Raw genomic sequence first — 20,745 nt, 5'->3', positions numbered from 1 at the left:
TCCTATGCCATCGGCCCCAGAAGTACCACGCGTAATATGCACACTATTGGGTGTTCTCCATTTCCTGTGTACGGCTCCTGCCCAACCATTGATTGATTTTTTTGACAAACAATCCTACGCCGCGCTCCTTTTGTTCAAGGCAAACCGGCCGCACAGGTTCTGGAGCGATCGGCGTTTTGCCTCCTTCAATCAATATTTCTTTCTTTCTCAGTTCATCAAGAAACGCACATGCTTCACGTTCTGTCAGGGCGCCGTATGTAAGGAGCCAATGCCAGTTGACTGATTGCTTCGTCATTACCGCAAGGATTTTCTGAAAGCGAATAGGGGACAAATCGTCCCTCAGGTCGATCCACCTGGAGATCCGATAAGTTCTTTGAGAGACCAAATCGGTCGTGTCGGGCGACACAATTCTCTCAGCCGTCATGTCCAGTATCCGTAAAGCCGCTCGGTCAAGTGCGTTTATCAGATCCTGCAGACGAAAATCCAGCGGTAGGGTTATGTTGCCTTTACCCGATGGACGGTCTTGGGAGTCAGAGATCCAGATACAAATGCAGTTGGGAGGCAGCGCTTTGTGTGAATTGAAAATGGAATGATCAAGCAATGCCACCGATGCATATTGGATATCGGATGGAATCCAGTGGAATACCGTCTTTTCATTTGCTATCTGCATGAGGAGTTCATAGCGCAAGAACTCTTTTTCAGCGAGATGGCTGACAGAGATGAAGGTGGCCTTACGCATGATGGAGTCGGGATTGATTGCTGGAATTCAGAGCAAGCAAAAGAAAGTTTACTAACAGTGGATGCGGCATGAGCCCCCCTAAAAATGAGCCAGATCGTTACTCTCTTTATCTGCCGCATAACTGGTGTGTGCGACATCGCCTTTGAGCACTTGCTAGCGGCAAGGATAGGCAATAAGTAGGGGCGGGAATATCAGGGAATCTTGATATTCGTGTGGGATTTGCGAAATGACTTGTAAGGAATTCCCTATGCCGCTCGGGAAACCTGATCGACATGGCGCTTGATCCGGTCTGACGATTGCTGCGATTGGCATCGGATGAATATTTTCAGGATTGGAGGAAATGCCTACCCAAAATTCAGGATTTCCCGATTGGAATTTTCTTTTGCGTTGCTCATCATTCACCCGGGAAAACGGTCATTGATAACGAAATCAAAAGGATGCAGGGCAGGGGAGGGATTTCGTTCTGCCGCGAACGCACGCAAGAGGATTCGAGACGGAACGATTTTTTTCAGGTCGCCGGCATTGCCAAGCGCATCTGCGGCGGTAAATACCATCAACAGGAAAATTGTTTTTATTGACGGAGCAGATGAGATGACACAGAGAATTTTGGATGACGGTCCATTATTGCTGGCGCAAATGCTGCGCTCTTTCAATTTGGACGAAACCACCAGCGCTGCACGATTTATAGAGAGTTTGACTTTCGACGAAATTTTTCGTGAAGAGTGGGAAAGCATTTTCGGCAACCAGCAACAATTGCAATTTTATAACCGAATTTCTGCCGATATTTCCGACGCCATGAAAAACCATAACGACCTGGAAAATTCTGTGCAAGAGAAAGCTGGCCAGTTGCTTGATGAGGTCCGAGCGCACTACGAACAGCTTTGCAAATATCTGGCCGGTAACGGCTAGACAGAGAATTGATTCACCTTCGATTAATTGTAGTTAATCCCCTCGGTAGGTCCTTTTAAAACTCAGTGAAAAGTATTTCAAATGAAAGATATAAATCTGGATCAACTTGCTTTCGTTCCCGAAATTAAGCGGCGAGAAATATTGAAATCAATGCTGGCAATGTCGGTAATGGGGGTGGGCACAATTTTACAAGGCTGCGGCGGCGGAACCATGAATTCCTCCGACGCCAGCGGAACAGCACCTGCAGGCGGTACAACGCCCCAGGTGGAACAGCGCCTCCAGGCGGTACAGCTCCCTCAGGTGGAACAACACCCCCGCCGCCAGCGGCCATGGCCATATCAAGTTTTTCAATCCCAATTTTGCCCGATACGCAATTTTATCCGCGGTATGCGTCTGAGAAAATGGGGGAGCTATATCAGAAGCTCTATACGGCAATTAATCCGCTTTACAACAATCCGTTTAAAACTCAGACGCAGTGGATTGCTGCACATGGTGCTGATCTAAAAATACCGTTCACGATTCATCTCGGAGACGTGGTAGATCAGTCTTGGTACTACACGGCAGAAGGCTCGTCGCCGTGGACAAGCAGTACAAACCTGGTGGCAAATGGGCAATTGAATAGCGACCAGATTAATAAGGAGTGGGAGCTGGCAAGCCAAGCCATGCAAGTCCTGGAAGTGGCGGAGTGCCCCTATTCGATATGCGCTGGCAATCACGACGTTGGTGCGATTGGTCATGACATGCAATGGGGGCCGGATTGGGGAATTGGCGTTACGGGTTTTAACAATGATGATGGTTATCAGGACGGAGGTAACCATCGATCCGGTATCTTCCAACCGTATCTGCAAGTGTTCCCGACGGAACGAGCCAAGCAGCAAGCCACATTCGGCGGCAGGCATTCGTCCGGATTCCATGAGTATCATGTTTTCACCGCAGAAGGTAACAAATTCCTCGTGCTCTCCCTATCTTGGAGGGCCTCCGACGATGCTCTCGCATGGGCAAACCAGGTAATTGCGAGCAACAGCACGATCCCGGTTATCCTGGTAAATCATCAACTGATGGGCATTGGCAGCGATGGCACTACCGCGGCCGACACCGCCTACTCAAACTATTTGTGGGAAAAGCTCATAAAAAACAACGACCAGATTTTTATGGCCGTTAGCGGGCATTATCACGGGTCGTGCACGAAAATCAAACAGAACGCCTTTGGCAACGACGTCATTTTAATGGTCGTGGATTATCAGATGGCGTATATGGGCGGAAACGGATTGATGCGGCTGTATGATTTTGATCTAACTAATAACAAAATAACGGCCAGCTCATTTTCCCCATGGGTTCCCGTCAAGCCATCGAGCACACTCAATCAGTTTGATGTGGCGTGGCTAACGGACTCCAATCAAAGTTTTTCGCTGGATTTTCAATTTGCAAAGAGGTTTTCATCTTTCAACAAAAATTTCATCACCCCGGTTGGTACGTCAACCCAGGCGTTGACAGATATAGCGAAGTCCTTGATTCTTACCAACTATATCCAAGCACCGCAAAAAGCTGTTGTACTGCCGACCGGCAGCGATGATTATCCAAAGGTGGCCAATACGCTCGCGCATTGGCGATTTTTCAACAACGCGGCATCCGAGGGCGATGCTTTCCCATATCAAGCGGGCCAGCAAATCAAGGATGCGTCAACGGCTGGCACCAACCCAATTTCCCTGCACATCGAACTGGGCATGCCGGGAGATCTGATCTGGTCGAAGGATCACCATCCATTGTCGGCAGCCCCAGGAAGCCTGCGTTTCCTCAACTCTACGGGCACGAGAGCTTCGTACTTCACAACCGATCCGAACTCTTCGCTGAATACCGAACCGTTCTCGAATGGATATACAGTCGAAGCATTCATCAAGATTGATCCCGGCTTCGACGCTAATGTCAATGGATGGATGGGCATCCTGTATCGTCTCGGCCCCCGCTCAGAACTCGCAGGTTTTGCTTCGGACGACGGTGATTGTTGTCTGATGTTCGCTTTGTCGAATTTGATGGAGATTCAGTGGGAAATCGTGCCGACCAACCAAAACACAAACTTGACATGTTGGTCCGGCAGCATCTCTGCTGGGCAATGGCTTCATATCGCCATCGTCAACAATCCGAGTGACTCGTATTCCACCACCATGTACGTCGAAGGGGCACCGGTCCTCCGAAACAACTCAGGGATGAACGGAATTCGCTACGTCAAACCTGCAGATCAGATGGCGATAGGCTGCGGCCAATGGGCGGGCGGTATGTCTACCGGATTCTTAGGTAGCTTAGGTGAAATCCGTATTGTTGGCGTCCCGTTGACTTCGGATAAATGGCTTACTGCGCGGGCTAACTAAGGTTGTCGTGATGAACTGTCTGCGGCGGCATTGGACGTTAACCATCTAGGACACACCAATAATCTCATGCATGAATCGGCGTCATTCAATACCGACGCCGATCGTCATTTTCAGCGTACTTTTTTTTGTGCAATCTCAGCGCACGTTGTTTATTTGCAATTCTTAAATGTAAAATATTGTCACATGGTGTCGCGTATTGTTATTTTTAAATGTAATCCTGAGACAATAAATTCGTTAACTCGAAGTTTGATTTGCCCATATATACCGTGGATTTTCGAAATTCAAATGTTAAATAACATCTTAAATTGTTAATTTGAAATGTAATCCGCAATCATGAAATGCCTAACTTTCAAATGATATTGAAAATGACCCACCCCATTCACTACCGCCTAATTCTTTCTGCCGCATCCTCCTTTGCGCTGATACCTGCGCTAAATCTGGTGCCAGGAACAGCCTACGCAGCCTGCAACACTTCAGGGAAAATTACAGCCTGCGATACCGGGGCGCCCAATCCGTGGACCTCGACAGTGGGGACCGGTAATGTTGCTAGCGAGGATGGTCGAACCGTCACCGTTGGAACGGGCAGCCAACTAGCGGTGGGCGATGCGAATGCTATCAGTCTGCGCGACAACGCGAACGTGACGGTCCAGAATGGCGGTACAGTGAGTTCTGCTGCGGCCAACAATAATGGGCTATACAACACCGGCGCCAATACGATCGAATTCCGCAACAACGGCACATTGACAGTTAATCAGGGAGGGCAGGTCCTCGCGACCGGCTTCCAAGGCAGTGCAGAAGCAGTCAATCCACAAGGCAGCGGCAATCTCATCGTCAACAATGGCACGATCAAGTCAAATAACACCGCTGCCATCTGGTTTCAGAATACAAGTGGCCTGAATACGATCATCAATAATGCAACGGGGATCATTCAGGCGCCAGGCAATGTGATCGGTGCGTCCGGGAACGGCGCGGTCGACTTCACCAACAAGGGGCAAATCATCGGCAACCTTGTTTTTTCAGGCGGCAATGATACCTTACGGCTCTATACCGGGTCAGTGATTACTGGAAATTTTGATGGCGGCAAAGGCAACAACACCATCTTCCTGAGCGGTACCGGCAGTTCTTCTCTGCCCGGCAATATGACCAATTTCTCATCGCTCATCAAGAACGACTCAGGGACCTGGACGCTGACTGGCACCGTTACCGGCGTCACCTTTGCTGAGGTTCAGCAAGGTACGTTGGCATTAACCGGCAACAATAGCGGATATACAGGTCAGGTGCTTGTCGATGCAGCAGGCACGCTTGAAGCGCGTGCGCAAAGCTTGCCACCTAGTGTCGTGGATAACGGACTGGTACGTTTCGTGCAGCCTGACAACGGGACTTATACTGGTTTCATCTCAGGCACCGGCGCGGTCGAAAAGACTCAGGGCGGCACGTTAGTGCTAGCGCCGACAGCTGCCGGCGGCAATACTTATTCCGGCGGCACCACGCTCACCGGCGGCACCGTTGCTGTGGGCGTTGACAACGCGCTTGGAGCTAACACCGGTGGGCTGACATTCAACGGCGGGACGCTTCAGCTTTTGCAGAGTTTTGATCTCTCCAATACGCGTGCGGTAACCATCAATGCGCCCGGCGGCACCATCGACACGCAAGGATTTACATCCACACTGACGCAAGGCATGACTGGTTCGGGCAGCTTCAACAAGGCGGGAACAGGCACTCTGACGCTTGCAGGGAGTAATACTTATAGTGGTGGTACGACGATTTCGGCAGGCACGCTGCAGCTGGGCAACGGTGGTTCGACTGGTAGCATCGTCGGCGATGTTGCCAATAACGGCTCTCTTGTCTTTAACCGTTCCGACACGTTGCTGTTTCCCGGGACGATCTCAGGCACAGGATCGGTCAATCAGGCCGGCAGCGGCGCCACGGTGTTAACCGGGAATAACTCCTATGGTGGAGGAACCAGTATTTCCGCCGGTACACTGCAACTTGGCAATGCTGGCACAACGGGCAGCATCGTCGGCGATGTAGTCAACAACGGTACACTGGTCTTCAACCGTTCAGACGACGTGACGTTCGCTGGCGCAATTTCCGGGACCGGCTCGGTTACGCAAGCTGGTGCCGGTATGACAGTGCTGAACACGAACAATCCATATACTGGAGGAACGAACGTCGCCGCCGGAATACTTGCGGTGGGCGACGCGTCGCACGCTGCGGCAACATTGTCTGGTGGTGGAAATACGATCGTCGCCTCAGGTGCAATGCTCGGCGGGTATGGCAGCGTCACCGGTTCCGTGAACAACAATGGCACAATTGCAGTGGCCAATGCTGTGCCACAGTTCGCAGGTTCAGGTAAGGGCAATTTTACGATCAACGGACCATTGACCAATGCTGGCCTGGTGCAAATCGGCGGCCAAGGGATAGGCAACCGACTCAACGTTGTCGGCAACTATGTCGGCCAAAATGGCAGCATCTCTCTGAACACCTTCCTCGCAGGCGATGGAGCGGCGTCTGACCGGTTAGTCATCAATGGTGGTACCGCCAGCGGATCATCTAGCTTGCGTATCACGAATGTCGGCGGTCCTGGCGCGGCCATCGTCGCCGACGGCATTGAAGTAGTGCAGGCCGTGAATGGCGCGACGACTACCGCAAGCGCGTTTGCACTGGCAGGACCGGTTAAGGCCGGGGCGTATTCCTACTATCTTGCCAAAGGCGGCGTGACCAGCGGCACATCTGAAAACTGGTATCTGCGAAACACTGTAACGTCAACTCCGCCCATAGTTGAGCCTCCGGCTGAGATACCTCCGGCCGTCCCACCAACTACGCCGTCGACTGGCCCCGAAACAACACCGTTGTATCGTCCCGAGGTGCCTATCTATGCGGAAGTTCCCAGCGTCGCCCGACAACTTAATATCCAGCAACTCGATAATTTCCATGATAGGCAGGGTGAGCAATCGTTGTTGATCGAGAACGGGGAACTGCCGGCAGCTTGGGGGCGTGTCTGGGGCAGCCATACCAAGCAACGTCAAGATGGAACTGTCTCACCCCAGTTTGACGGGTCAATGACGGGAATGCAGGTAGGTCATGACCTCTATGCGGACACCAGCGCTAGCGGCCAACGTAACCATTACGGTCTGTTTGTCGGTTTTGCGCATGCCACCGGGAACGTCAACGGCTTTGCGTTGGCAGTGCAGAATCTTGATGTCGGCAATGTTGCAATTGACGCATATAGTCTTGGCGGCTACTGGACTCACATCGGCCCAAGTGGCTGGTACACGGACGCGGTCCTGATGGGAAGTTCACTGTCTGCGGACCCGCGTTCACATGACGGCGTAGGTGCACACACGCACGGCAGCGCGCTCCTCGGATCGGTCGAGGGCGGCCTGCCAATTTCACTCGGTGCGGGTGTGACTATTGAGCCTCAAGCGCAGGTAATCTGGCAAAACCTAGCGTTCAATGACTTGAATGATGGTGTTTCGACTGTGAGCTTTAACAACGGCAACACCTTCCTCGCTCGGCTCGGAGTACGATTACAAAGTCGTTTTGAAACGTCGACGACGGTTTGGCAACCGTATCTGCGGCTGAACCTGCTGCGCAGTTCCGGCTCCCACGACACCACGACTTTTGATGGCACCACAGTGATCTCGAACGGTACGCATCAGACAGCGGGCCAGCTAAACGCTGGTCTGGTCGCAACAATCAATAAGTCGACCAGTGTATTCGTGACGGCAACCTACACCACCAACCTGGGAGGAGCACAGCAGCGCACGGCGATGGCGGATGCAGGCATGCGGTGGAGTTGGTAAGCTGGCGGCAATGCCTTGTGAGTCATCGCTCGCGCTCAATTGGATCGGTGGGGTCGGTGGGCGTTTGCGCGCTGAATTGGCCCACTCCATTTGGGCTCCTTCCATTGTCTGGCGAATGCAGTGCCCCAATCGAACGCCCCGCAGTAGCGTCACTCCTTTATTGACCATGGTTTCGTCAAATCCAGGCCAAGCGCCTCCGCAAATTTCGGCAATTGCGCTGCATCTTTTCCAGCGGGCAGTTCACGTAATGCAGCAAACGCAATCCATTTCGCGTCGACCTCGAAAAAGTCGCGCAGGTTCGCGCGCGTATCGCTGCGCCCAAAGCCGTCCGTGCCCAGGGTGACGTAGCGAGCGGGCACGTAAGCGCGGATGCTTTCGGGAATGCTGCGTACATAATCGCTGGCGGCGATGACTGGTGCGTCGCTGCGCCAGAGTTGCTGCGTGATGTAGGCGTCCGGAGACGAACTGGACAGGCGCTGCAGCCGTTCGGCCGCGACGCCGTCGCGCGCCAGTTCCGTATAACTGGTGACACTCCAGACTTCGGCGTTGATACCGAATTTTTCCCGCAACAAAGCCGCCGCGCCGATCGCTTCCTTCAGGATCGGACCGGCTGCGAGTAAGCGGACATCGGCATTATCTTGTGGAAGCAGACAGTACATGCCGCGCTTGATGCCGTCTTCGACACCCGCCGGCATGCTAGGTTGCGCCTCATTTTCATTGGTTACAGTGATGTAATAGAAGATATCTTCATTGTTGCCGAGCATGCGGCGCATGCCGTCCTGTACGATCACCGCCAACTCATAGGCATAGGCCGGGTCATAGGAAACGCAGTTCGGCACCGTAGCTGCAACCAGATGGCTGGAGCCATCCTGATGCTGCAAGCCTTCGCCCGCCAGGGTGGTGCGTCCGGAGGTGGCGCCGATGAGGAAGCCACGCGCCCGCTGGTCCGCTGCGGCCCAGATCAGATCGCCGATACGCTGGAAACCGAACATCGAGTAGTAAATATAGAAAGGCAACATCGGCAAGCCATGTACCGAATAGCTGGTCGCAGCAGCGGTCCAGGAAGAAATGGCGCCAGCTTCCGAGATACCTTCTTCCAGGATCTGGCCATCCTTGGCTTCCCGGTAAGACAGAATAGAGCCTATGTCTTCAGGCTCATACAGCTGGCCTTGCGACGAATAGATGCCGACCTGTTTGAACAGATTTGCCATGCCGAAAGTGCGGGCTTCGTCGGCCACTATCGGCACGATGTGCTTGCCGATACCGTCGTCTTTCAGCAGGGTGCCCAGCATGCGTACCAATGCCATCGTGGTCGACATTTCCTTGCCATCGGCATCCAGTGAAAATTTCGCGTAAGACGCCATCTCCGGCACCGCAATCCTTGTTTGCGATACGCTGCGTCGAGGTATAAAACCACCCAATGACGCACGTCGTTGCAACAGATGGCGCATCTCGGGACTGCCATCTGCCGGCTTGTAGAATGCCAGCGCTTCGCAGTCCGCATCGGAAATCGGCAGGCGGAAGCGGTCACGGAACTCAATTAAGGTGCCTGCGTCGAGTTTTTTCTGTTGGTGGGTGGCCATCTTGCCTTGTCCGGCAGCGCCCATGCCAAAGCCTTTTTTGGTTTGCGCGAGTATCACCGTCGGCTGGCCGCGATGATTTGCGGCGGAGAGATATGCAGCATGGATCTTCTTCATGTCGTGTCCGCCGCGATGCAGGCGGTCGATCTCGTCGTCGGTCAGCGTCGCGCCGATTGCCTGCAACGCAGGATTTTGTCCAAAGAAGCGGGCGCGATTGAAGGCGCCATCGTTGGCGGCGAAGGTTTGCAACTGGCCGTCTACCGTCTGGTTAAGCGCATTGAGCAGGTCGCCTGACTGGTCGCGCGCGAACAGCGGATCCAGTCCGAACCCCAAAGCAGCTTGATGACATTCCAGCCGCAGCCGGCAAATATGGTTTCCAGCTCATCGACAATATGGCCGTTGCCGCGCACCGGGCCATCGAGCCGTTGCAAATTGCAATTGACCACGAACACCAGGTTGTCCAGCGTTTCGCGCGATGCCAGGCTGAGCGCCGCCAGCGATTCCGGTTCGTCCATCTCGCCGTCGCCGAATACGCCCCAGACCTTGCGCTCCTGCGGCGCCAGCAAGCCGCGGTGTTCCATATAGCGCATGAAGCGTGCTTGGTAGATGGCGCTGATCGGTCCGAGTCCCATCGAGCCGGTAGGGAACTGCCAGAAATTTTCCATCAACCACGGGTGCGGATACGAAGACAGGCCCCGCGCGCCATGTTTTTTCGCTTCGATTTCCTGTCGGTAGAACGACAGTTCCTTTTCCGTCAACGTGCCTTCCAGGAAGGCGCGTGCATAAATGCCGGGTGCCGAATGCGCCTGGAAATAGACCAGGTCGCCGCCAAAAGAGTCCGTGCGCGCACGGAAAAAATGGTTGAAGCCGACTTCGAACAGATCGGCGGCAGAAGCGTAACTGGCGATATGGCCGCCCAGCTCACCATAGGCGCGGTTGGCGCGCACCACCATCGCCAGCGCGTTCCAGCGCATCAGGCTGGCTAGGCGCTGTTCGATCGACAGTGCGTCGGCGCCACCCGGAAACGGCGGTTCATCCTCGACACGAATCGTGTTGGCATAGGGCGTATTGCGCGCATCGCGCCATTTGACTCCCCACGTCTGGGCAGCTGCACTAAGCCTCGACAACAGGTAACGCGCGCGTTCAGGACCGGAGGCCTGGATGGTCGCCTGCAGCGCAGCTAGCCACTCTTCGGTTTCCTGCGCATCACTGTCGAATGGATTATTCAGAGTGTTGACGGATGACATTTCCATGGTCCTCGTTCCTCGTGATTGGGCTTTAGGGCCTGCTAATATTTAATTTGGGAGATGCGTTCAAGCCGAACCGTGCAGTTGTAACGGTGTTGCAGGGAATTCGTGCAGCAGCGCTGAAAGCCAGAGTAACGATACACCCATGCGGGCGGGTATGTGCCCTGCAAGGATTTGGCGCAGCTGGCGCGGTAGAACAACCATCGAGGTCGGAATTGGCAATTGTTTGAGCGGTATTTGAAAGGATGTCTTGCAGTGCCTACGGTACGCTTTGCGGATACCCGCGCGGCGTACCGAAGATTCAACCCGATCAACCGTTGCGGAACAGGAAGCTATAAGCGTTCAGCGCGGGCACTCCGCCCAAGTGGGCATACAGTACCTTGGAACCTGCGGGAAACTCACCCAGCCGCACTTTTTCGATCATTCCGTGCATCGATTTGCCCTCGTAGACAGGATCGGTCAGCATGCCTTCCGTACGGGCGCACAGACGGATGGCTTCCAGCGTGCCGTCGTTCGGCAAACCGTATTCGGGGCCGCCGAAACGGGTATCGAGCACCACATCCTTGGCGGTGATGTCGCGCCCAAGTTCGACCAGCCCGGCGGTGTTTTTTGCGATCCGCAGAATCTGTTCGAAGGTCTGCTGCGGCTTGGCTGAAGCATCGATGCCGATCACGCGGTCGGCGCGGCCGTCGGCGGCAAAACCCACCAGCATGCCGGCTTGCGTGCTGCCGGTTACCGAACAAGTAACGATGTAGTCGAATTTGAAGCCCAGCTCGGCTTCCTGTTGCCCTACTTCTTCAGCAAAGCCGACGAATCCAAGGCCGCCGCGTGGATGCTCGGAACAGCCGGCGGGGATAGGGAAGGGCTTGCCGCCGGCCTTGCGCACATCTTCCATCGCCTGTTCCCAGCTTTGCCGGATGCCGATATCAAAGCCGGCGCTGTCCAGCCGCACATCGGCGCCCATGATGCGCGACATCTCGATATTGCCGACCCGGTCGTACACGGCATCCGAATAGTTGACCCAGTTTTCCTGCACCAATACGCATTTGAGACCCAGATGCGCAGCCACTGCAGCAACCTGACGCGTTTGATTCGACTGTATGCCACCGATCGAAACCAGGGTGTCGTAGCCGCCTTCCAGCGCTTCAGGGATCAGGTACTCAAGCTTGCGGGTCTTGTTGCCGCCGAATGCCAGGCCGCTGTTGCAGTCTTCGCGTTTGGCGTAAAGCTCGACCTTGCCGCCAAGATGGGCGCTTAGCCGTTTCAGCGGTTGGATTGGTGTCGGTCCGAAAGTAAGCTGGTGACGTGGAAATTTTTTCAAGTTCATGGGAACAGCTCCTTGGGTTGGGGTGGGAGTAGGTATCCACGCATCAAAGCTGGCGAAGAAAACAGGCATGCTGAAATCCAGCTTTCATTGATGTTGAGATCAATTCCATATTAGAATCAATCGCAAGAAACATGGTTGCAAGTTTCTTCAATTAATCGGCTTTAAAATATGAGAATTCCGGATATATCCATGTTTTATTTTGAATAAACACACATGAAAGCAATAAAATTGCGCTCAACGCCGTTGCCCGCCGATGCCGCCGGCGAAACCATGGATCGCACCGATCGGGCGATTCTCAGGGCGCTGCAGCGCGACGCCTCGGTGTCGAATGTTGCGTTGGCGGCCAAGGTGAATCTGAGTGCTCCGGCGTGTCTGCGAAGAGTCGAGCGGCTCAAGGAATTGGGGCTGATCAAAGGGATAGTGGCGCTGCTTGATCCACGTGCCCTGGATGCCGGCACCTTGGTGATGATCGGTGTGGTGCTGGACAGGTCGACACCAGAGTCGTTTGCCGATTTCGAGCGGGCGGCGCAAAAAGTGTCTGGCTGCCTCGAATGTCATGTGGTGACAGGCGAGTTTGATTACTTCATGCTACTGCGAACCAAAGATAATGACAGCTACAACCGCCTCCATGCAGAGCAGTTGCTGTACTTGCCGGGTGTGCGGCAAATCCGCACATTCATGGTGCTCAAACAGGTTCTCTCAACCACCCAGTTGCCGATCTAGCATACGATTGCGCGCGTCAGATCGATTGCTATCGACTTACTGTGACCTCAGATGATTCAACAGATAGTCCAGAAACGTTTCCACAACGCGCGGCAGGGTGCGCCCGATCAAGGTTTGTACTTCGACCTGGCGCCCATCCAGCCCTCGATCGCGAATCGGCAGCATGAGCATTTTTCCCTCTGCGACCCGGTCCCGCACCGAGACTTCGCCGGAGATGGAGACGCCGCCGCTGTGCATCACAAAATTGTACAAGGCCTCAACATAGTTACTGGTCAACACCGGCTCGAACAGCAATTGCTGGCGGTTACACGCAAGATCGAACAGCTGGCGCAAGGTGGTGTTTGGTTCCGGCAGCGCGATCGGATAGGCAGCCAATTGCGATAAAGACACCTGTTTGAATTGGCTCAGCGGATGGTCTTTGCGCATGATCGCCATGACCGGCGCGGGCTGCTGGTGCACGACCTTGATATTCGGCTCGGGGATGCGGCTGAAGGTGAGGCCGATATCCGCATTGCCTTCGCGCACCTGGCGCGAGACGCTGGCTGGCGGCCCCACATACAACTGGAATACGATCGCCGGATATTTTTTCTGGAAATCCGAGATCAGGCGCGGCAGGAAATCAATGGCGAAACCTTCCGTGCTGGCGATCCTGATCCTGCCACTCTTCAAGCCCTTGAGCGACAACAGATCGGCCACCACCCGGTCGGCTTCCAGCGCCGATTTGAGCGCATGCGCGGCCAATACTTCGCCGCCCGCGCTGAGCACCATGCCGCGCGGGCGGCGCTCGAACAACACGGTATCCAGAATCTGTTCCAGGCCGGTGATCTGCCGACTGATCGCCGAGCTGGCGACGTTCAGGCGCTGCGAGGCTTCGCTGATCGAGCCGCAACGAACGACTTCGAGAAAATAACGCAATGATGTTTCCTGCAATTGATGCGATTTCATGGAAATGGCCTCGTCTTCAATTTTTCTTACGTTCGGTGGCAGTTTTCTGCGTTCTGTTTTCAGCAACGCAGAGTTAGAAATTTGATAGTTGTTGCAAACTGTATTGTGACCTAGTATCAATTCCAAGCCACGGTTTTCCCAGAAAATTTCTCGAAAAGGACGTTTGTGATGAAAATTTCCACTGCCTGGATGCGCTGTATCTTGTTCGCCGCCGGTGCTGCCGTTGCTACATCGGCACTGGCCAGCAAGGCCAACGATACGCTGATCTATGCGTCCGACAGCGAGGTTGAGAATATCGGCCCTTATCACAACAACTTGCGCGAGGGAGTCATCATTGCGCACCTGGCCTGGGATACATTGGTATATCGCGATCCAAAAATCAACGAGTACAAACCGCAGCTGGCGACTTCCTGGAAATGGGAGTCACCGACTGCGCTGGTGCTGGATTTGCGCCAGGGCGTCACATTCCATAACGGCGACAAATTCACCGCTGACGACGTGGTGTTCACCTTCAACTACGTGGCTTCTCCCGAATCCAAGGTGGTTACGCGCCAGAATACCGACTGGATCAAGAGCGCTGAAAAGCTCGGCGAGTACAAGGTGCGAATCAACCTGAAGCAGCCATTCCCGGCTGCGCTGGAATACTTGTCCGGGCCGACACCGATCTATCCTGCGGCTTATTTCAAAAAGGTTGGCGTAGAAGGATTCAGCAAGGCGCCTATCGGCACCGGTCCTTACCGCATTACCAGTGTCACGCCAGGGCAGGGGGTCACGCTGGTGAGGAACAGCGCTTACTTCAAGGACAGTCCGCTCGGCCAGCCGAAGATAGGCACTCTGAAATTCGTTGTGATACCCGATCCGGAAACCCGGGTTGCGCAACTGATGACCGGTGCCATCGACTGGATCTGGCGGGTTCCGGCCGACCAGGCGGATGCCATGCGTAGCATGCCTAATATCACGGTGCAGAGTGGCGAGACCATGCGCATCGGTTTCCTGACCATGGACAGCACCGGCAGCTCAGCAGCCAACTCACCGTTCAAGGACGTCCGTGTACGGCAGGCCGTAAATTATGCCGTCAACCGCAACGGCTTGGCCGGCAGTCTGGTGCGCGGCGGCAGCCAGCCGGTGTATGCAGCCTGTTTCCGTGCTCAATTCGGATGCGAAACCAAGACGGTCGTCAAATATGAATACAATCCGGCGAAGGCCAAGGCACTGCTGGCCGAAGCCGGCTATCCGAAAGGATTCGACACCGATATCTATGCCTATCGCGAACGGGAATATGCGGAAGCCCTGATCGGCGATTTGCACAAGATCGGCATCAATGCTCGCTTGCATTACATGAAATTTGCCGCGTTGCAAACCGAATATCGCGCCGGAAAAACGCCGATGACCTTTCAAGCGTGGGGCTCGTTTTCAGTGAACGACACGTCCGCCTTCACCGGCGTCTGGTTCAAGGGCGGTGCTGACGATGTAAGCAAGGACGCGCAAGTGAAAACCTGGCTGGAAACAGCCGATTCCTCGCTCGATGCCGCGGTGCGCAAGGAAAACTACAGCAAAGCATTACAACGCATTTCACAGCAGGCGCTGGCGGCCCCGCTGTTTTCGTATTCCACCAATTATGCCTACACTTCGGCGCTGAAATTCCAGGGTTACCCGGATGAATTGCCGCGCTTCTACGAGGCCAGCTGGAAATAGTTCGCCGTCCGATACGAGTCATTTATTTGAGATCGAGATCGACGTCGGGGTCGACTCAAGCCATCTCACACCAGCCAGGGGCAGCCATCACCATGTTGATCTACATCCTTCGTCGCCTAATGATCGCGTTGAGTGTCGCCATCACCGTTTCGGTGGTCAGCTTCATGCTGCTGCATCTATCCGGTGATCTGGCCACCGCCATCGCCGGGCCGGAAGCCAGCGCGGCGCAGGTGGAGGCGATACGCACGCAGTACGGCCTGGACCGGCCGCTCACGGGGCAATTTGCCGACTGGCTGTGGAATGCGGTGCGGCTGGATTTCGGACGGTCCTACTATTTCCAGAGTTCCGTGATGGATCTGGTTGCGGAGCGTTTGCCGGTCACCCTCAAGCTCGGCGGAATTGCGCTGCTGCTAGCGGTATTCGTGGCGATCCCGTTGGGCGTGCTGGCGGCGATTTTTCGCGATACCTGGCTGGATCGGTTGGCGTTGCTGATTGCGGTGATCGGCCAGGCCATGCCCAGTTTCTGGTTCGGCCTGACCTTGATCGTGATCTTTGCGGTCGGCTTGCATTGGCTGCCGGTGGCGGGCAATACCACCTGGCAGCATTTCGTGTTGCCTGCTGTCGCGCTGGGGTATTACGCGACGCCGGCGATGATGCGGCTGACGCGCGCCGGCATGCTCGACGTGCTGGAGTCGGATTACATACGCACCGCCAGGGCCAAAGGTCTGAGCAAGACCCGCGTGATTCTCAAGCATGCGCTGCGCAATGCGGTGATTCCAGTGGTGGCCCTGGCGGCGGTGGAAATGGGCTTCATGTTGGGAGGCTCGGTGGTGATCGAATCGGTGTACTCGTTGCAAGGCCTGGGCCAACTGGCTTGGGATGCGATCTCCCGCAACGATTATCCCGTGGTGCAAGCTGTGGTGCTGATCATCGCGGTGTTCTATATCGCACTGACTTTCCTGGCCGACGTCATCAACGCCATGCTCGATCCACGCATCCGCACTCGCTAAGGGAATCTTATGTCGTCTCCGTTATTGTCTTCATTGACCGCGGCTGCAATGCCATCCTCTGTCGCTTTGCAGACCACGCGGGCACCGACCCTGATGTGGCGTCGTAAATTGCGCAGAATCCTTGGACACCATGGCTTGACGCTGGGTGCGACGGTGCTTGTCCTGATCGTGTTGATAGCGCTGTTTGCGCCCTGGATAGCGCCGCACGATCCTTATAGCCAGGACGTCACGCAACGCCTGATTCCGCCGGTGTGGCATGCCAATGGCAGCTGGGCGCATGCGCTCGGGACTGACAAGCTAGGGCGCGATTACCTGAGCCGCTTGATATTCGGCGCCCGGGTGTCGCTGTTGATCGGCTTTTCGGCAGCGCTGATTTCGGGCTTGATAGGAACCACGCTAGGCGTGCTAGCCGGTTATTTTGGCGGCCGGGTCGATGCCGTGATCAGCTATATCATCACGACCCGGCTGGCCATGCCGGTGGTGCTGGTGGCGCTAGCGATGGCGTCGCTGGTCGGCGGTTCGCTCAAAGTGGTTATCGTACTGTTGGGCCTGCTGCTGTGGGACCGCTTCGCGGTGGTCACCCGTTCCGCCACCCAGCAATTGCGCAATGCCGAATTTATCGCGTCGGCTCAGGTGCTGGGCGCATCGACGCCTTACATCCTGCTGCGCGAGATACTGCCCAACATCATGAGCGCGCTGATCGTGGTGGCGACGCTGGAAATGGCGCACGCGATCCTGCTGGAAGCGACGCTGTCGTTTCTCGGCCTTGGCGTGCAGCCACCGACTCCTTCATGGGGCCTGATGGTGGCTGAGGGCAAGGCTTACATGTTTTTCCAGCCCTGGGTAATCCTGATCCCGGGCATCGCGCTGATATTGCTGGTATTGGCAATCAACCTGGTCGGCGATGGCCTGCGCGACATGAACGCGCCCGATGGCCGCAATTGAATCGGCATCCTTAATGAACATGAGAACGTGATCGCGACAAGGAGTCCGGTATGGATATATTGCTTGATGTAAAAGACTTACGGGTGGATTTACCGACTGAGCATGGCTTGTTGCATGCGGTGCGCGGTATCGATTTCCAGGTCAGGCGCGGCGAGATGCTGTGCCTGGTCGGCGAGTCGGGATGCGGTAAATCGATGACATCGCTGGCGTTGATGGGCTTGTTGCCGCGCAGGGCGCAACGCAGCGCCGCTCATATCCGCTTCGACGGCATTGATTTGCAGCAGTTGCCGGAACGCAAGATGGCGGATCTGCGTGGCCAGCGCATGGCCATGATTTTCCAGGATCCGATGACTTCGCTCAATCCTTCTTATACGCTGGGCAATCAATTGTGTGAAGCCTTGCTTCAGCATCGTCACGTCTCTTACACGGAAGCCCGTGATCGGGCGATCTACCTGTTACATCGCACCGGAATCAAGAATGCCGAAGACCGTATGCGGCAGTATCCGCATCAGTTGTCAGGCGGCTTACGCCAACGGGTGATGATTGCGATGGCGCTGATGTGCGAACCGGATCTGATCATTGCCGACGAACCGACTACCGCGCTGGATGTCACGATACAGGCGCAGATCCTGCGGATGATAAGAGAATTGCAACAGGAATTCGGCAGCGCGGTGGTTTTCATCACACATGATCTGGGCGTGGTGGCGCGTATCGCCGATCGGGTTGCGGTCATGTATGCCGGCGAGATAGTCGAAACGGCGCCGGTGGTGCAATTGTTCGCCCATCCCAGCCATCCTTACACGCGTGGCTTGCTCAACTGTATTCCGGTGCGCGGCAAGACGCCACCGGGTAGTCGCCTCGCGGCGATACCCGGCGTGGTGCCGAGCCTGGTCGGGCAAGTGCAGGGATGCGCGTTTCGCAATCGTTGTCCGCAGGCCCACGATGCCTGTGAGGAGATACCGCCGAATGTCGTCATCGATGGAGGGCACTATGCGCGTTGCAACAATGTTCATCTGCATGGTGCGGAGGTGGCGGCATGAATAAGATTGCTGAAGATCGGATCGCTGAAGAACAAGGTAGCAACGACATTGCGCTGGAATTGTGTGCGCTAAGCCGGACGTTCAAACTCAAGCGCGGTTTTTTTCAGGCTGAGGGTGAAATCAAAGCCGTCAACAATGTCTCGCTGCGCCTGTATCGCGGCGAGACGCTGGGACTAGTTGGTGAATCCGGCTGCGGCAAGAGTACGCTGGCTAAAATGTTGCTGGGTCTGCTGGAACCGAGTTCCGGGAATGTGCTGGTCAATGGCAAGGAAATCGATCCGACACAACGGATGGCCGCGGCGCGCCACATCCAGCCGATATTCCAGGACCCGTATTCGTCGCTGAATCCACGCAAAACTGTATCGCAAATCGTCGGCCTCCCGCTCAAGTTGCATGGCATTGGCAACGCCGCCGAGCAACGCAGCAAACTGCGCGAAATGCTGGATCTGGTCGGCATGCCGGAACGTACCCATCATCAATACCCGAATCAATTATCTGGCGGACAGCGTCAGCGCGTGGCGATCGCTCGCGCGTTGATTCTGCGGCCCGACATTCTTATCTGCGACGAGCCGACGTCGGCGCTCGATGTATCGGTGCAAGCGCAGATATTGAACCTGCTGCTCGATCTGAAGCGGGAATTCGGCCTGACCTATCTCTTCATCAGTCACGATCTAGGCGTGGTCGAACATTTGGTGGATCGCGTCGCAGTGATGCATCAGGGCAGCATCGTCGAATTGGAGACCCGCGAAAAGATATTTTCGCAGGCGCAGCATCCCTATACGCAAATGTTGCTGGCATCGGCATTATCGCCGGAACCTGGACTCGGCATTCCGGACATCGTCTTGCAGGAATCGCCGGCGTATGTGATGCAATAGACCCACAACTACGTGCCACAGGAATACAAAAAACATCTAACCCCGGCATCGGTTGAACGCCGATGCTGCCGTCATTCGAGGAAAACAATATGAGCAGAACAGAAGCGATCGCCAAGGCCAGTGCCTATTTCGACGATGGGCGATTCCAGGCAACCCTGGCGCGCCGCGTCGCGGTCCGCACCGAGAGCCAGGAAGCCGGTAGCGCGCCCATCCTGCGGGCGTATCTGGAAGAACAGATCGTGCCTGAACTGACCGCCCTGGGCTTTAGCTGCCAGATTGTCGGCAATCCGCTGGCTGAAAGCAGCCCATTCCTGCTGGCCGAGCGGATTGAGCAGGGCGCGGCATTCACCGTTCTTACCTACGGTCACGGCGACGTCGTGCGTGGTTACGACAGTCAGTGGCGCAGCGGCCTGAATCCCTGGGAAATCATCGTCGAGGGTGATCGCTGGTACGGTCGCGGCGCCGCCGACAACAAGGCACAGCACACGATCAACTTCGCCGCGCTGGCGCAAGTGCTGGCGGTCCGCCACGGAAAACTCGGCTACAACGTCAAAGTGATCCTGGAGATGGGGGAGGAGATCGGCTCCCCCGGCCTGAAGGAAATCTGTGCGCTGCACGCCGAACGCCTGGCGGCCGATGTGTTCATTGCATCTGACGGTCCACGGGTCGCTGCCGCCAAACCGACAATGTTCCTAGGCTCGCGCGGCGGTTGCAATTTCGATCTGCGCGTCAAGCTGCGCGATGGTGCGCATCACTCCGGCAACTGGGGTGGCCTGTTGCGCAATCCGGGCGTGCGGCTGGCCAATGCGATCGCCAGCCTGATCGATGAAAAAGGATGCATCCGCGTCCCTCAGCTGCTGCCGGACAGCTTGCCTCAGAGCGTGCGCGATGCGCTCGACGGTGTCGAGGTCGGCGGTTCTGCGGGCGATCCGGAGGTCGACAGCAATTGGGGCGAGCCGGGCCTGTCGCCGGCGGAACGTGTATTCGGCTGGAATACGCTGGAGGTGCTGGCGATGAAGACCGGCAATCCGGAAGCGCCAGTGAATGCGATTCCCGGTCATGCTTTCGCGCATTGCCAGATCCGCTACGTGGTTGGCAGCGACAGTAACAATTTCCTGACACACATCCGCAATCATCTCGATGCGCATGGTTACGATGATGTCGAGGTGCTGCCATCCGGTATCCAATTTGAGGCCACCCGCCTGGATCCGGACGATGCCTGGGTGCGCTGGGGCCTGGCCTCGATGCAACGCACCACCGGTGCGGCGCCGACATTGCTGCCGAATCTGGGCGGATCGCTGCCAAACGATGTCTTTGCCGACGTGTTGGGCTTGCCAACACTCTGGGTGCCGCACTCCTATCCGGCATGCTCGCAACATGCGCCCAACGAGCATATCCTGGCCAGCGTATCGCGCGAATCGTTGCAGATCATGGCCGGCATGTTCTGGGATCTGGCCGAAGAGGGCGGACAAGTCCATGCGCAAAGGGCATAAGGACACACAGCCCGAAAGTTTACAATGCGTTCTTACGGTTTTGCG

13 protein-coding genes and 1 pseudogene are annotated in these 20,745 nt (G+C 55.7%); 10 read left to right on the top strand and 4 right to left on the bottom strand.

The features are described 5' to 3' along the window. Positions 1–43: 43 nt before the first annotated feature. Complete coding sequence (locus tag CAter10_RS11000) at positions 44–739, bottom strand: hypothetical protein (RefSeq protein ID WP_061533446.1); 696 nt, start codon at positions 737–739, stop codon at positions 44–46. A 369-nt stretch (positions 740–1,108) separates the two neighbouring features. On the opposite strand from CAter10_RS11000, the gene CAter10_RS22420 reads away from it, so the two are divergent. The 3 genes from CAter10_RS22420 (at position 1,109) to CAter10_RS10980 (ending at position 7,820) form a co-directional block, all read left to right on the top strand. Further along, the gene (locus tag CAter10_RS22420; RefSeq protein WP_128083041.1) at positions 1,109–1,648 is read left to right on the top strand and encodes a hypothetical protein; all 540 of its coding nucleotides are present in this window, start codon (positions 1,109–1,111) and stop codon (positions 1,646–1,648) included. A 329-nt stretch (positions 1,649–1,977) separates the two neighbouring features. Beyond that, entirely contained in the window at positions 1,978–4,014 is a 2,037-nt protein-coding gene (locus tag CAter10_RS10985; protein WP_236905531.1) for a LamG-like jellyroll fold domain-containing protein, read from the top strand. Between the two features lie 365 nt (positions 4,015–4,379). Further along, positions 4,380–7,820, top strand: coding sequence for an autotransporter outer membrane beta-barrel domain-containing protein (locus tag CAter10_RS10980; protein ID WP_231879272.1), 3,441 nt, complete (start codon positions 4,380–4,382; stop codon positions 7,818–7,820). A gap of 149 nt (positions 7,821–7,969) precedes the next feature. Here CAter10_RS10980 and mdeB read toward each other — a convergent pair. Continuing rightward, positions 7,970–10,653, bottom strand: a pseudogene (gene mdeB, locus CAter10_RS10975) (alpha-ketoglutarate dehydrogenase). 304 nt (positions 10,654–10,957) lie between these two features. After that, positions 10,958–11,974 (bottom strand): 1-aminocyclopropane-1-carboxylate deaminase, encoded by a 1,017-nt coding sequence (locus CAter10_RS10970; RefSeq protein WP_061533441.1) that lies wholly within the window; start codon positions 11,972–11,974, stop codon positions 10,958–10,960. Between the two features lie 213 nt (positions 11,975–12,187). On the opposite strand from CAter10_RS10970, the gene CAter10_RS10965 reads away from it, so the two are divergent. Further along, positions 12,188–12,697 (top strand): Lrp/AsnC family transcriptional regulator, encoded by a 510-nt coding sequence (locus tag CAter10_RS10965; RefSeq protein WP_061533440.1) that lies wholly within the window; start codon positions 12,188–12,190, stop codon positions 12,695–12,697. Positions 12,698–12,733: 36 nt separating this feature from the next. Here CAter10_RS10965 and CAter10_RS10960 read toward each other — a convergent pair whose 3' ends face one another. Beyond that, positions 12,734–13,642, bottom strand: a complete 909-nt coding sequence (locus CAter10_RS10960; protein ID WP_061533439.1) for a LysR family transcriptional regulator — start codon at positions 13,640–13,642, stop codon at positions 12,734–12,736. Between the two features lie 189 nt (positions 13,643–13,831). Between CAter10_RS10960 and CAter10_RS10955 the strand changes: the two genes are divergently transcribed. The 6 genes from CAter10_RS10955 to CAter10_RS10930 all read left to right on the top strand — a co-directional run bounded on the left by CAter10_RS10955 (position 13,832) and on the right by CAter10_RS10930 (position 20,700). After that, positions 13,832–15,337, top strand: a complete 1,506-nt coding sequence (locus CAter10_RS10955; RefSeq protein ID WP_231879298.1) for an ABC transporter substrate-binding protein — start codon at positions 13,832–13,834, stop codon at positions 15,335–15,337. A gap of 92 nt (positions 15,338–15,429) precedes the next feature. After that, positions 15,430–16,347, top strand: a complete 918-nt coding sequence (locus CAter10_RS10950) for an ABC transporter permease (protein WP_061533437.1) — start codon at positions 15,430–15,432, stop codon at positions 16,345–16,347. Between the two features lie 48 nt (positions 16,348–16,395). Next, positions 16,396–17,292 carry an ABC transporter permease gene (locus CAter10_RS10945; RefSeq protein ID WP_231879271.1) on the top strand — a complete coding sequence of 299 codons (897 nt, stop codon included), beginning with the start codon at positions 16,396–16,398 and terminating at the stop codon, positions 17,290–17,292. A gap of 50 nt (positions 17,293–17,342) precedes the next feature. After that, positions 17,343–18,332: an ABC transporter ATP-binding protein gene (locus tag CAter10_RS10940; RefSeq protein WP_061533435.1), complete on the top strand. Its 990-nt coding sequence runs from the start codon at positions 17,343–17,345 to the stop codon at positions 18,330–18,332. Further along, on the top strand, positions 18,329–19,207 hold the full coding sequence (locus CAter10_RS10935) for an ATP-binding cassette domain-containing protein (protein ID WP_061533434.1): 879 nt from the start codon (positions 18,329–18,331) through the stop codon (positions 19,205–19,207). Before CAter10_RS10940 ends, CAter10_RS10935 begins: the two co-directional genes overlap by 4 nt. A gap of 89 nt (positions 19,208–19,296) precedes the next feature. Beyond that, entirely contained in the window at positions 19,297–20,700 is a 1,404-nt protein-coding gene (locus CAter10_RS10930) for a M20 family metallopeptidase (RefSeq protein WP_061535291.1), read from the top strand. Positions 20,701–20,745 lie beyond the last annotated feature (45 nt).

Source organism: Collimonas arenae (assembly GCF_001584165.1).
GTDB classification, from domain to species: domain Bacteria; phylum Pseudomonadota; class Gammaproteobacteria; order Burkholderiales; family Burkholderiaceae_D; genus Collimonas; species Collimonas arenae.
Note: the sequence above shows the minus strand (reverse complement) of the source record. Positions and strands in the feature narration are given on the sequence as shown.